A 13885-nucleotide genomic window follows, 5' to 3' on the forward strand; every position below is an offset into this window, starting at 1 on the left:
GTCCCTGTAAAAGAGGACGAAAAGCCATGACCGAGTCTGCGCAGACTGAAACGGGCCTAGAAGAGGCTAAAGGGGGTCTAGAGGGGGGCAAGACCGACCTGGAGGGTATCGGCGACTACGCAGGCCCGGCAGGCGGATGGGGCGCCCTGCGCGCCGTCGCCAAAACCGTTCGCCAGCAGATGAAGGCCAGCCCGGACACCCGCGCGCTGCTCCAGATGAACCAGCCGGACGGGTTCGACTGCCCCGGTTGCGCCTGGCCCGACCCGCGCCATACCTCCAGCTTCGAGTTCTGCGAGAACGGTGCCAAGGCGGTGACCTGGGAAGCCACCGTCAAGCGCGTCGATCCCGATTTCTTCGCGCAGCACACCGCCTCCGAACTGTGGGAGTGGAGCGACCACAAGCTGGAGGACGCCGGACGCCTGACCGAACCCCTCGCCTACGATGCCGTGACCGACCGCTTCGTCGCCATCAGCTGGGACGAGGCCTTCGCGCGCGCCGGGGCCGTGCTGCAGTCGCTCGACCATGCCGACCGTGCCGAGTTCTACTGCTCGGGCCGCGCCTCGAACGAATCCGCGTTCCTCTACCAGCTGTTCGCGCGCGAGTTCGGGACCAACAACTTCCCCGACTGCTCGAACATGTGCCACGAGGCGACCAGCGTCGGCCTGCCCAAGTCGATCGGCATCGGCAAGGGCACGGTTACGCTGGAGGACTTCGACCACGCCGACGCAATCTTCTGCATCGGCCACAACCCCGGCACCAACCATCCGCGCATGCTCGGCACGCTGGCCGAAGCCTCGCGCCGGGGCGTGCCGATCGTCGTTGCCAACCCGATGCGCGAGCGCGGGCTGGAGCGCTTCAAGTCGCCCCAGCACCCCAGCGAGATGCTCTCGCCCAAATCGACACAGCTCGCCTCCGCCTATCATCAGGTGCGGATCGGCGGCGACATGGCAATGCTGAAGGGCATGATGAAGCTGGTGATCGCCGCCGACGCGCTCGACCACGCGTTCATCGCCCAGCACACCGAGCACTTCGAAGCGGTGAAGGCCGATATCGAGGCGACCTCGTGGGACTGGATCGAGACCACCTCGGGCCTGCCGCGCGATGCCATCGAGGATATGGCGAACGTCTACATGGCGGCAGAACGCGTGATCGTGTGCTACGGCATGGGCATCACCCAGCACCACACCGGCACCGACAACGTGCAGGCCATCGCCAACCTGCTTTTGCTGCGCGGCCAGTTCGGCAAGCCCGGCGCCGGGATCTGCCCGCTTCGCGGCCATTCCAACGTGCAGGGCGACCGCACCGTGGGCATCACCGAAATCCCGACCGAAGCGATGCTCTCGCGGCTCGATGCCGCTTACGGCATCTCCTCGCCGCGCAAGCACGGGCACAATGCCGTGGAAGCCTTCGCCGCGATGCGCGCCGGGGAATCGAAAGCGCTGCTCTCGCTCGGCGGCAATCTTGCCGTTGCCATGCCCGATCCCGAGGCGTGCTTCGAGGCCGTCCGTAGCCTCGATCTGTCAGTGAACATCGTCACCAAGTTCAACCGCACCTGCCTGCTCACCGCGAAGGAAACGCTGGTGCTGCCCTGCCTCGGCCGCACCGAACTGGACGTGCAGGCAGGCGGCCCGCAGGCGGTGACGGTGGAAGATTCGATGTCGATGGTCCATGCCTCGCGCGGGAAGCTGAAGGCACCGGGGCCGCACGTCCGTTCGGAACCGGCGATCATCGCCGGGCTCGCCAAGGCGGCGCTGCCTGCCACCAAGGTCGACTGGGATGCCATGGTCGCCAATTACGACCGCATCCGCGACGGGATCGAGGCGGTCTATCCCGATTTCCGCGACTTCAACGCCCGCATCCGCACGCCCGGCGGCTTCCGCCTGACCGTGGGGCCGAGCAACCGCGTCTGGGCGACGCCCAGCGGCAAGGCGCAGTTCATCGCCCACCCCCGCGAGGCGAGCAAGACACTGCCGCCGATGCTGCTCACCACGATCCGCAGCCACGACCAGTACAACACCACGATCTACGGTCTGGACGATCGCTATCGCGGCGTCACCGGGCGGCGCGACGTGATTTTCGCCAATGAGGTCGACATGGCGACGCTCGGCCTTGCCCATGGCGAGAAGGTCGATCTGGAAACGCCTTCAGGCCGTACACTGAAGGGCTTCACGGTGATCCGCCACGCCATCGCGCGCGGCTCGCTGGCGGCGTATTACCCGGAAGCGAACTGCCTCGTCCCGCTCGAAGAGCACGATGCGGCCAGCGGTACGCCTGCCTACAAGTCGATCCCCGTCACGATGCGCGCGGCGGGGTAAGGTTCAAGCAGTTCTGCCGCCAGAAGGAGCAATAAGTCCCCCTTCCGTTCGTGTCGAGCACGCTGCTTGAGCGTGTCTCGACTACGCTCGACACGAACGGAAGGGGCTCCATGTGCCCGAACCGCCGTCACGCCTCGGGTAATGTTCCGGTCTGGCGAAGCGCCTCGCCCAGCGCGAGCGCCGCCGAGGTCGCGAGATTGAGCGAGCGTACTTCGGCGCGCAGCGGAATCCGCACGCGCGCATCGCAGACGGCGGCGACGCTTTCGGGCACGCCTGCGCTTTCCTTGCCGAACAGCAGCACGTCATCGGGGCGGAATTCGAAATCGTAAGCCGAAACGCTGCCTTTGGTGGTGAACAGCACCAACCGCTGGCCCGGTGCGGTCTGGCGGAAAGCCTCAAACCCGGTGTGGCGCGTGATCTCCACATGATCGATATAGTCCATCGCGGTGCGACGCACCCGGCGGTCGTCCCAGGCAAAGCCCATCGGCTCGATCAGGTCGATATGCGTGCCGAAGCAGGCGCCAAGCCGCAGGACGGCGCCGACGTTACCGGCGATCTCGGGTTCGTAAAGAGCGATGCGCATGGCCATGCTGCTAGGCGGGCACGGAAGACGCGGCAAGGGGTTCGTCGAATACCACCTGTCCCAGCCTGCGCTTCACGGATGGCGGGACAGCGGGCGGTCACGACACAAAAAACGGGGCCAAACGAAAACGGGGCAGGCCAAGGCCCACCCCGTCTCCCGGTCGCGATGCGCCGCGACCGTATATCTCAAAGCGTCCGGCCTCAGATCCCGTCGGCAGCCTTGCTGACGAGCACGTTCACCGCGACGCGGCGGTTTTCCGCCTTGCCCTGATCGGTGTCGTTGCTGGCAACCGGATCGGCCATCGACATGCCGGTGGGGGTCAGCATGCGATAGGGCTTCCAGTGGCAGGCCTGCTGCAGGAAGTTCACCACGCGCGTCGCACGCTTTTCGCTGAGCGCCTGGTTCAGGTCTTCGCCGCCGGTCGAGTCGGTGTAACCGACCACCAGAAGCAGGGCGTTGTCGACGCCATCGGCCTGCTGCGCGGTCTGACACAGCGCGGCCTTGGCTTCGGGCGAGAGGTCGGACCTGCCGGTGTCGAAGTTCACGTTGACCGTGCTCTTGACGTTGTACTTGTCGATATCGCCCACGCGGCCGCGCAGCGCCTCGGTGGCGGCGGTCTGCTCGGCGAAGCCCTGCGCCGTGCCGGTGCGGATCATCGAGGCGGTCCTGATGTCCTTGTTCTGGGTCTTGATCTCGGTGGCGACCAGATCGCCACCGCCCTGCATGGTCTTGATGCTGACCGGCAGGCCGTTCATCAGCGCGTCGCCTGCCAGCTTCTTGTTGCCAAGGCCCAGGAAGCCGCCCTTGCCGCTGATGCGGGTGCTGTCGTTGACAGCAATGATGGTGCTCTGGCCGTTGGCCGACGTCACCTGGATGCGATCGCCCTTGCGCGCCGAGATGATGCCCTCGACTTCGGGGCCTTGCGTCATCTGCGAGGCGTCGGCGGGGGCATCGCCGGGGCGCTGGCCATAGACCGTGGCGGCAACGTCGGCCTCGGCCGGATCGCTCGGGCGGTCCTGTGCCTGCACGGCAATACTGGCCGATGCGGCGGTGGTCATCAGTGCGGCCAGAAGAAATACTTTCGAACGCTTGGAAATGACAGTCATTGCGCGACTCCTTCAAACTCGTGTGTCGGGCCTGCGGGATCGCAGCTTCTCGTCCGACCGCCGCTGCCGGGATGGCGAGCGCGGCGACCGGAGCCCCCTTGGGTTCATGGTTTGGGCAACGACAATGCTGCACCTGAACGCCTTGGAAGACCTGACTGTTCAGAAATACCTTGCGGCTGGATGAACGCACACGACAAGATGGGTCTCAGTGCAGATGGTTCGAGAACATCTTGCGACGAACCGAAGTGGACCATGCTGCACAAACGGATATTTACGCATTTGCAGTATTACTCAAGCCGATCGGGACAAAGCGCCCTTGCAGACGGACAACTGCTGTAAAATCGCGTAATTTTTGCGTCGGTAATGGAGCATGATTCGCCTGACAGACTTATTAAGCAGTCTATTCTTGCGACATCTTCACCTCTGCTTGCGATGAACCGAAGGAATGGCGCGGAACAAAGGATTACGGGGCTTTTGGCGCCCCCCATCTCCCCTAGCCGACACCCTAACCGCCCCCCTGACCGACCAGCGCGCGCTTCAGGGCGGCGAGCTTCGAATCGGTGAATCGGCGCGCCAGATCGGTCTGCGCGGCGATTCCATCGAAGGCATGATACGCGCCGGGGACGACGTTCAGCGTCACCGGGATACCGGTATCGGCCAGGCGGCGGGCATATTCGATGTCCTCGTCGGCAAAGAGATCGATCGCGCCCACGCCGATGAAGGCGGGCGGCAGCCCCGCCAGATCGCGCGTGCGCGCCGGCACGCCGCGTACCGGCACGTTCGCGCCGCCGGGTTTCATCCCCAGGAAAGCCTCCCAGCCATAGCGGTTGTAGGCAGGCGTCCAGATCAGATGGCCCATGGTGGGCGGCACCGCGCGGCTCGATCCGGTGCGGTCGTCGAGCATGGGGTAGACGAGGCACTGGAACGCCAGCGGCACTTCGCCCCGATCACGCGCGGTGATCGCCAGCAGCGCGGCATGGCCACCGCCCGCGCTCTCGCCCATCACCGCAATGCGCGCCGGATCGACGCCGAGGCTGGCGGCATTGTCGTGCAGCCATTTGAGACCGGTATAGTTGTCCTCGATCGAGCCCACATACGTCGTCTCGGGCGCGAGCCGATACTCCACCGTTACGATGGTGCAGTCGAACGCATCGCACACCGCCTGCAGGCCCGGCACCGAACGCGCCGCCGATCCCATGACATAGCCGCCACCGTGGGTGTGGAGGATCGCCGGGCGCTTCTGCCCCGGTTGCCCCGCATTGATGACATAAACCGTCACCTCACCGCCGCCTGCCTTGGTAGGCCGTGGCAGGCTTTTCATCTCGACCGGATACTTGCCCTGGGATGGCCGCGCGATGCCGGGGCTGCCGCGCCACTTCGCCAGGCTGGCGGCAGAGAGCGGTGGCCGGGCGGCGACTTCGCGACCCAGCGCCTCGATCGCCGGGCGCAGTTCGGGCGCGACCAGATCGAACCGCAGATCGGCGTCGGAGGCGGCTGGCGTCGCCGCCAGCGCGCGCGCCAGGGGGCCGGGCAAGGCCGCCATAAGACCGCCCGCACCCCAAAGGCCAGCGCTGCGCAAAATGTCCCTACGATTCATAACCCCTCCAGGAATCCGCTTTATGGAACGGCGTACCACCTGCGAGAACCAGCTTCAATTTCGAGTTTGTTTTGCGCATTATCCACAATTGCCCTGAGGCAGAGAAAAACCAATTCGCAAGCGCTCAGCCTTAGCCTTGGCGTCATGGAAAACCCTGCTTTTTGCTCACCCTTCGCCCTTCGCGACAGCGGGCGCCGCGCGCACCGATCGCGTTTCCGCAACCTTGCCGCCGTGCTCGCACTGGGCGCCGCGGCAATCATCCCGCTGTCTGCACAAGCCGCGACGGCCACCGATCCGATGGCGGTCACCGCCTCGGTGATCTCCGCCTGCATCATCGATGCCGCCGACCTGCCCTTCGGCAACTACGATCCGACCTCGGCCACGCCCAAGGACATGAACACCACGATCACCGTCACCTGCACCGTGGGCACGCCCTTCACGGTGGGCCTGAACGCAGGCAGCACCAGCGGCGCCACCGTGACGACGCGCCAGATGGCGAACGGCGCTAACCGCCTCGGCTATGCGCTCTACAGCGACACCGGGCACGCCACCAACTGGGGCAACACCTCCGGCACCGACACGCCCGCACAGGCGACCGCCACGGCAACCTCCACCGTCATGACCGTCTACGGTCGCATCGCCGCGCGCCAGAACGTGCCTGCGGGCAACTACACGGACAATGTCACGGCAACGGTCTATTATTGAGATGCCCGCCGCCCTGACTTCGCTGGGCAGGGCGGGCATGATCGCCGCTTGCCTTGCGCTGTCGGGGGCATTTCCCGTCGCTCCAGCGAGAGCAAGCAGCCTGCGCGTCACACCGATCCGCGTGACGATGCCCCCCGACCGGCGCTTTTGCAGCCTCACTCTGGCCAATGACGGCGATGCACCCGTCAGCGTCCAGATCCGCGGCTACGACTGGGACCGGAGCGAGGACGGAGAGGATATCCTGACCGAAAGCGGCGCGATCCGGGTCAATCCCGGCATCGTCACGCTTCCTGCGCATGGTGCGCAGTTGATCCGCTGTGCCGTCCCCGAAAAAACATCGTCGGAAACGAAAACGTCGCCGATGGAACAGGCCCCGCCCGTAGAACAAGCCTGGCGGCTGGTATTCGATGAACTCCCTCCGCCTGCCGGGCTGACCCCCGGCGGCACGATCCTGACGCTGCTGCGCATCAGCGTGCCCGTGTTCCGGGGCGCGCCGGGGCTTGCCCCCCATGTGATCTGGTCGCAGCAGGATACGGCCGATGGTCGCCCTGCGCTGGTGCTGGATAACACCGGCAGCGCCCATGCGCAGATCCGCAGCATAAATATCACCACCGATCCTGCCGTCGCAGCACCGCAAGCCTACGAACAGGGGTTTTATCTTCTTCCAAAAGGACGGCTGGTGATACCGCTGCCTGCTGGTTTTGCTGCGCCGCATTCGGCGCGGATCACCGGCGTTACGGTACAGAGCCCGGAGGGCCCGCTCACCGTGGTCCCCGCCCGCTGAGCCGGGCCCCGTGTGGAGGTGGCCCTCTTCGCTACTCCCTCACGCCGGGTCGGGCGGGCGACCATCCTGCACCGGGGCGCGGCATCGGGCGTTCTATGCATCGCCCTTGCGGCATTCCCGAGCGCCGTGCGTGCCGATCCGGCTCCAGCGGCGACTTCACGAACCGAATGCACGGCGCCTGCGCTGGCCAATGCCCAACCGATGCCGGTCAGCGTGGTCCTCAACGGTGCGCACCAGCCCGAACCGGCGCTGGCCTTCCAGGCTGGCGACTGCCTCTATCTGCGCCTTGCCGATGCCCGCGGACTGGGCCTTGAGCCAGCACCCGATGCACCGATCATGAGCGTGGAAGGCGAACCCTATCTGACACTGGGCGCAAAGGCCGGGTTGCCGGTTTCCGCGCATCTCCTTGACGACGGCACGCTGGACATCACCGCGTCCGCCACCGCTTTCGCTGCCCGCCATCTTGGCGATGTCGACCATGCCGTCGCGCTGTCGCCGGTCATCCCGGCGATCTTTCTGGATTACGACATCGACGTTCTGCACGATGCAGGCGGCACGCGTGCCACCGCACTGCTGGAGGGTACGGTCTCGGGAGCGTGGGGAGCCTTTTCGACAAGCGGCATTGTGGCAGGTGGGCTTGAAACGGGTGGGCGGGGCGTCGGAACTGCGCAAACGGTCCGGCTGGACAGCAGCTGGGTGCGCGACTTTCCCGCCCAGCGCCTGAGGCTCGTGCTGGGCGATACCCTGACGCGCGGCTCGTCCTGGACCGGACCGGCGCGCATCGCAGGGATACGTCTGGGCACGGAATTCTCGCTTGCCCCTGAGTGGCTGACCTGGCCTCTTCCCGAGCTAGCGGGAAGTTCGGTGCTGCCCTCCACGCTGGAGCTTGTCGCCCAGCAGGACCGGCGCGACATCCCGCTTGCCCCCGGCGATTTCACCTATGCCTGGCGTCCGCAATTCAGCGGCGCGGGCACGGTGACGATGACCCTGCGCGACATATCGGGCGCGGTGCGGACGGTAACGCGCAGCTACTACGCCTCTCAGGGGCTGTTGCGGCCCGGCCTGATCGACTTTTCGGTCGAGACAGGCGCGCTGCGCCGAAACTATGGCGTCTCCAGCTTCGATTACGGGGCGCTGATGGCGGGCGCCACGTTGCGCCGGGGCATGACCGATCACCTGACGCTGGAAGCCCGGATCGAGGGCGGTGACGGGGTAGTCATGGGCAGCGCGGGAGGCACGATCCTCATCGCGGACTTTCTCGAAGTAAACCTTGGGGGTGCCCTGTCGCGTGGGCCCCTCGGCGAGGGCCATCTCGCCCAGATACAGGCGCAGCGGTTGACGCAAAGCTATTCGCTCACCGCCAGCTATCGACTGCGCAGCGCACAATTCCGGCAGGTGGGTGAAGTTCTCCTGCCCGGAAGCGGTGCCAGTCGCGAACTTGCGCTTTCCGGCAGCCTTGCCCTGGGTCGTGGCGGCAGCGTGACCGCCGGCTATCTCCGTGTCGGCCAGGGCGCATCGCGCTATGCCATCGCCTCGCTGGGCTGGAGCGGCAACTGGCGCAAGGCCTATGTCTCGCTCGGCGCCCAGCGCACGATACGAAGCACAAGCGATGGCGGTAGCGACACCAGCCTGATCGCCGGGCTCACCGTGCCGCTCGGCGGTGGACGCAACATCAGCCTTTCGGCAGACCGCAGCCGCAGCGTCGCCGCGATCGACCGCAGCCCACCGGGCAATCTCGGCCTCGGCTATCATCTGGCAGGCGGATACGAGCAGAGCATGGGGCCGACACTCGACGGGCAAGTGCAATGGCGGACGCGGGTGGGAGAGGTCGACGTTGCCGGACTCTACCGCGACGGGGCGGCATCGGCCCGGATCGAACTACGCGGCGGCCTTGTCGCAGCGGGTGGAACCATCAGCGCCACTCCGCGTATCGAAGACGCGCTCGCGGTCGTGGACGTCGCTTCGGATGCGCGCGTGGAGGTCATGGTCGAAAACCGCCCGACCGGTTCCAGCACCGACAAGCACCACGGCGCCATCGTCACCGGACTTCAGGCCTATTCGCCCAACCACATCTCAATAGATCCCGACCAGCAGCCACTGGAAGACACGATCGATACCGCCGAAAAGGTCGTAACCCCCGGCTGGCGACAGGCGGCCCGCGTCACGTTCGGCGAACAGGGCAGTGCGCCGGTTCGCCTGCGCGTACGCGATTCTTCCGGCGCCGCTCTGCCAGTGGGACTGTCGGTATTCCTCACCGGGACAGGGACAGGCGCGATAACGGTGACAGGCCACGACGGGGAAGTTTTCCTCGCCTCCTACCCGCCCCCGAACACCACATTGCGCATCGCCGGGGCGACCCAGGGCGCCTGCCTCGTGCCCCTGCCCGACCATGCTCCGGCAGGGACACTGGCCAGGCCGCTGATCTTGACCTGCCGCCCCGACATCCGGAGTCCCTCCCCATGATCGCGAGACTCCCTTTTGCTGCCATACTCCGCCCCATCCCCCGCGCCGGGATCGTTCGGGCGATGCTGGCAACGTGCGCACTGCTTCTGCCCGCGCAGACCGCACAGGCACAAGTCACGGTATGCCTTTTGTGTTCGTGCGGCGTAACCTCGACCGGGCTCGCTTTCGGAAACTACGACGCCGGCGCCTCTGCTCCTCGCGATGTCAACGCAACCGTTACGGTAAACTGCACCTCGCTTGCCCAGATCAACGGCGGTGCGGTGATTTCGCTCAGCGGCGGCGGATCGGGCAATCCCGCCGCGCGGCGCATGGTCAAGGGGGCGGACACGCTGACCTACCAGATCTACAGCAATACGGCGCGGACAACGGTGTGGGGCAACGGCCCCGGCGGCACCTCCACCGTTACGGTGTCGCTGACCGGGCTGCTTTCATCCAGCGCGAGCGCGACCGCCTATGGCCGCATCCCCGCGCACCAGTTCGTGCGTGCCGGGGCCTACACCGACACGGTCACGATCACCGTCACGTATTGAATGCCACGACACACCGTGCAGAAACACTTTGTCATGCACGAGACCATCTGCGGACACGGGCACGCCGCTATCAGGAGGGCAACAGACACAGTCCCCTGGAGTGAACCTCATGTCCCTGCTTGCCTTCGTTGCCGTTGCCATTTCGCCCGCCCTGCCCGTCACCGCCCAGCCCGTCACCGCCCTGCCGGTGCTTCCCGCCACTGCAGGCTACGGCTGTGTTGTTCATGACAACGGCACCAAGGCCGCCTGCCCCGCCTCTCCCTACCGCGTCGCGCAGGGCAAGGGCATGACCGCCCCCACCCGCACCCACAAGGCAAAGACGCAGGCCGGCCCGACCCCGGTCTGCCACCCGGACCCGATGAAGGGCCGCGCCTGCCGCCATCATGAAGCTCAGCGCGAGGATGCGACCCTCGAGGCGACCGCCGTCGCCGTTCGCTGACACCCTGCCGGGCGGGGTCGACAGTACTCCCGTTCCCTGAAAGCCCCGTCCGGCATCCCTTTTTTTCCGATATAACGGCGGCCCCCACCTCTTCATGACTTCCCCCCGTATCCTGCTCGTCGAGGACGATCACGCCCTCCGTTCCCTCACTGCCCGTGCGCTGCGTCAGGACGGTTTCGAGGTCTGCACCGCCGAAACAGGCGCCAAGATGTGGACCCTCTGGCGAGAGGAGAATCCCAGCCTTCTCGTGCTGGACGTCATGCTTCCCGACGCCAACGGCTTCGATCTGTTCCGGCAGTTGCGCCGGGAAAGCGAAGTGCCGGTGATCTTCGTGAGCGCGCGAGGCACGGAAAGCGACCGCGTTCTCGGGCTCGAACTGGGCGCCGACGACTATCTCCCCAAGCCCTACAGCACACGCGAATTGTCCGCGCGCGTAGGGGCCGTGCTGCGCCGTGGTCGCACGCGTCCGGGCGAAGCAGGCCCCGCCGAACCTTCCAGCAGCGACACGATCACGTTCGAGGGCTGGACCGTCAGTCTGGCACGGCGCGAACTGCGATCGCCCACGAACGCGATCGTCGATCTGACCGGTGCCGAGTTCGACCTGCTGGCCACGTTCCTTTCCCACCCTCAGCGCGTTCTCGGGCGCGAGCGACTGCTCGAACTTTCGCGCGACCGGCTTTCCGACCAGTCCGATCGCAGCATCGACGTGCTGGTCAGCCGCCTGCGCCGCAAGTTGCGCAGCGGCGAGGCCGAAGCCGTCATCACCACCGTGCGCGGCGTCGGCTACATGTTCCGTGCCGAGGTGGAACGCGCCTGACCCCTTTGCCGCCCTTCTCCCGCCCCCCTTCCGCCGACCGTCGCCTTTGTCCTCAATCCGCTCCAGACACGCGAATTGAGGACATTTGCTGTCGCCGTCCGACGCCACCACGCAGCAATCCATCCCAAAGTTTCCTCGGGAAACATTTTGTCACGTTCGGGCAAAGGCCGGGACACCACCTCTGGATAGGGTGATCCGCGAAGCCGGGAAAAAGACCTCGCCACATCAAGCGCGACGGCGTCGGCTTCCGCAGGGTGGAACCATTTGAACCACCATAAGAACATGAGGGAAATCAACACTATGAAGATGCGTCTTCTCGCCGCCCTGGCGCTTGCCGGATGCGCCACCCCCGCCCTTGCGCAGGAAGGCGATACCGCCCCGCCCAAGGACATCACCGTCACCGGCAGCGTTGCCCTCGTCAGCGATTACCGTTTCCGCGGCGTCTCGCAGAGCGACAAGGAACTGGCGGTTCAGGGCGGCCTGACCGTCACGCACTCCAGCGGTTTCTATGTCGGCACCTGGGCCTCGAACCTTGCCGGCTGGGGCACCTTCGGCGGCTCGAACACCGAACTCGATCTGGTCGGCGGCTATTCGACCGAGATTTCCTCGGGCACGACAGTCGACGTCGGCCTGACCTGGTACATGTATCCGGGTGGCGCCAGCAACACCGACTTCGCAGAGCCCTATGTGAAGCTTTCGCACACCCTGGGTCCGGTGAAGGCCCTGGTCGGCGTGGCCTATGCCCCCAAGCAGCAGGCGCTCGGCAACTATTCGGCCACATCCTACAGCCGCGGTCAGAAGCAGGATAACCTCTATATCTGGGGCGATGCCAGCGCCGGAGTGCCGAACACCGCACTCAGCCTGAAGGCGCATCTCGGTTATTCGAACGGCAACCCCGGCCTCGGGCCCAACGGCACCAGCGTCGCTCCCACCGGTGAGTATTTCGACTGGCTCCTCGGTGCCGACTACGCGCTCGGCCCGGTCACGCTGGGTGTCGCCTATGTGGACACCAATATCAGCAAATCCGAATCGGCGTATCTTCTGCCCAACTTCTCCTCAAGCAAGAACGGCTCCTCGATCGCCGCTTCGCAAGTGGTGTTTTCGGTCTCGGCAGGCTTCTGAACCCCAATCTGCTGAGATCGATTCGGCCCGTCTCGACAGTTGTCGAGGCGGGCCTTCGCTTTTTCTGATGATAGAGTTCTGCGTGGCGCTGGACTGAATATCTTTAAGCGCATATGAACTTAAAGACGTTCAACGAAACGGGCTACCCCTTCGATGCATTCAGAAGTCGAGCGCATTGCCGAAATGGCACAGGCGGGCGAGCGCATGATCGAGCGCCTGCGCCGTCAGGCTTTCCTGCCCGAATCGCGCAAGGGCCTCAATATCCGCTTCGGAATTGCCGAAGCCGCTGCCTTGCTGGGCTGCTCGACGAATCGCATCCGCATGGCAGAGGACGACGGGCGCCTTCCCCCGCCCCGCCCCACCGAGAACGGCCGCCGTCCGGGATATTCGGTGGAAGACCTGCTGAATATGCGCGAAGTGCTCGGCGCCTCGCCTGCACGGGCACCGCTCGACAATCCCGCGTTGATCGCCGTGCAGAACTTCAAGGGCGGTGTCGGCAAATCTACGGTCACCACGCACCTTGCGCACTACTTTGCCGTGCAGGGCTATCGCGTGCTGGTCGTCGACTGCGACAGTCAGGCGACGACGACGACCCTGTTCGGTTTCAACCCGCACTTCAACATCACGCGCGAACAGACGCTCTATCCCTATCTCTCGATCGACCCGACACAGACCGACCTGCTCTATGCCGTGCAGAAGACGCCATGGCCGAACGTCGATCTGATTCCCTCGAACCTCGAACTGTTCGATGTCGAATATGAGCTTGCCGCCAGTGGCGCGGATGGCGGCTCCGTGCTGGCCTCGCGCTTCCGCAAGCTCAAACAGGGCCTGCATGATCTGGCGCGCAACTACGATGTCGTGATTCTCGATCCGCCACCAGCCTTGGGCACCATCAGCCTGGCGGTGATGCAGGCCGCCAACGCCCTCATCGTGCCGCTTGCCGCCACGACGCCGGATTTCTGCTCGACCGTGCAGTTCCTCTCGATGATGGATCAGGTCACGAGCCAGCTCGCGCAGGCGGGCATCTCTGTCGATTACGATTTCGTGCGCCTGCTGTGCTCGAAGTTCGATTCCAACGATCCCAGCCATGCCATGGTGCGTCAGATCATGGAGCAGACCTTCGGCCCTGCCCTCCTGCCCGTTCCGATTCTGGAAAGCGCCGAGATCAGCCATGCCGCCTTGCGGATGATGACTGTCTACGAGCTGGAAAAACCCATCGGTACGCCGCGCACGCACAAGCGCTGCCGCGCCAACCTTGATGAAGCGATGGCGCAGGTCGAAGCGCTTGTCCGTCGTGGCTGGGGCATCGCGGAACCCGCCAGTGAACAGGACGTGATCAATGCCTGACGGCGGCCCAACGCCCTTTTACGTTCTCTGTATGTACCCCGTCATTTCGGGAACGGACCATGACGTCCGCCGAAGCC

Annotated in this window: 12 protein-coding genes; 9 read left to right on the forward strand and 3 right to left on the reverse strand. The window is 65.3% G+C overall.

Annotated features, from left to right (window positions below):
- Window positions 1–26 precede the first annotated feature (26 nt).
- A complete protein-coding gene (locus tag AC3EC3_RS16195; RefSeq protein WP_488490636.1) occupies window positions 27–2315 on the forward strand; it encodes an FdhF/YdeP family oxidoreductase in 2289 nt (762 codons plus the stop codon).
- Window positions 2316–2442: 127 nt separating this feature from the next.
- On the opposite strand, the gene AC3EC3_RS16200 is transcribed toward AC3EC3_RS16195, so the two are convergent.
- The 3 genes from AC3EC3_RS16200 to AC3EC3_RS16210 all read right to left on the reverse strand — a co-directional run bounded on the left by AC3EC3_RS16200 (window position 2443) and on the right by AC3EC3_RS16210 (window position 5547).
- Window positions 2443–2898, reverse strand: coding sequence for a tRNA (cytidine(34)-2'-O)-methyltransferase (locus AC3EC3_RS16200; protein ID WP_488490637.1), 456 nt, complete (start codon window positions 2896–2898; stop codon window positions 2443–2445).
- A gap of 200 nt (window positions 2899–3098) precedes the next feature.
- Window positions 3099–4004, reverse strand: a complete 906-nt coding sequence (locus AC3EC3_RS16205) for an OmpA family protein (RefSeq protein WP_488490638.1) — start codon at window positions 4002–4004, stop codon at window positions 3099–3101.
- 505 nt (window positions 4005–4509) lie between these two features.
- On the reverse strand, window positions 4510–5547 hold the full coding sequence (locus tag AC3EC3_RS16210) for an alpha/beta hydrolase (RefSeq protein ID WP_488490639.1): 1038 nt from the start codon (window positions 5545–5547) through the stop codon (window positions 4510–4512).
- Between the two features lie 198 nt (window positions 5548–5745).
- Between AC3EC3_RS16210 and AC3EC3_RS16215 the strand changes: the two genes are divergently transcribed.
- From AC3EC3_RS16215 to AC3EC3_RS16250, 8 genes are all read left to right on the forward strand, one after another.
- Complete coding sequence (locus AC3EC3_RS16215; protein WP_488490640.1) at window positions 5746–6306, forward strand: Csu type fimbrial protein; 561 nt, start codon at window positions 5746–5748, stop codon at window positions 6304–6306.
- Between the two features lies 1 nt (window position 6307).
- Window positions 6308–7090, forward strand: coding sequence for a fimbrial biogenesis chaperone (locus tag AC3EC3_RS16220; RefSeq protein WP_488490641.1), 783 nt, complete (start codon window positions 6308–6310; stop codon window positions 7088–7090).
- Between the two features lie 126 nt (window positions 7091–7216).
- Window positions 7217–9553 carry a fimbria/pilus outer membrane usher protein gene (locus tag AC3EC3_RS16225; protein WP_488490642.1) on the forward strand — a complete coding sequence of 779 codons (2337 nt, stop codon included), beginning with the start codon at window positions 7217–7219 and terminating at the stop codon, window positions 9551–9553.
- On the forward strand, window positions 9550–10083 hold the full coding sequence (locus tag AC3EC3_RS16230) for a Csu type fimbrial protein (RefSeq protein WP_488490643.1): 534 nt from the start codon (window positions 9550–9552) through the stop codon (window positions 10081–10083). The genes AC3EC3_RS16225 and AC3EC3_RS16230 overlap by 4 nt, the downstream gene beginning before the upstream one ends.
- Window positions 10084–10192: 109 nt before the next feature.
- Window positions 10193–10522, forward strand: coding sequence for a hypothetical protein (locus AC3EC3_RS16235; protein ID WP_488490644.1), 330 nt, complete (start codon window positions 10193–10195; stop codon window positions 10520–10522).
- Between the two features lie 94 nt (window positions 10523–10616).
- On the forward strand, window positions 10617–11339 hold the full coding sequence (locus tag AC3EC3_RS16240) for a response regulator transcription factor (RefSeq protein WP_488490645.1): 723 nt from the start codon (window positions 10617–10619) through the stop codon (window positions 11337–11339).
- 300 nt (window positions 11340–11639) lie between these two features.
- The gene (locus AC3EC3_RS16245; RefSeq protein ID WP_488490646.1) at window positions 11640–12461 is read left to right on the forward strand and encodes a TorF family putative porin; all 822 of its coding nucleotides are present in this window, start codon (window positions 11640–11642) and stop codon (window positions 12459–12461) included.
- Between the two features lie 153 nt (window positions 12462–12614).
- Window positions 12615–13808 (forward strand): AAA family ATPase, encoded by a 1194-nt coding sequence (locus AC3EC3_RS16250; RefSeq protein WP_488490647.1) that lies wholly within the window; start codon window positions 12615–12617, stop codon window positions 13806–13808.
- The last annotated feature ends 77 nt before the right edge of the window (window positions 13809–13885 follow it).

Source organism: Novosphingobium sp. BAM6 (assembly GCF_057784955.1).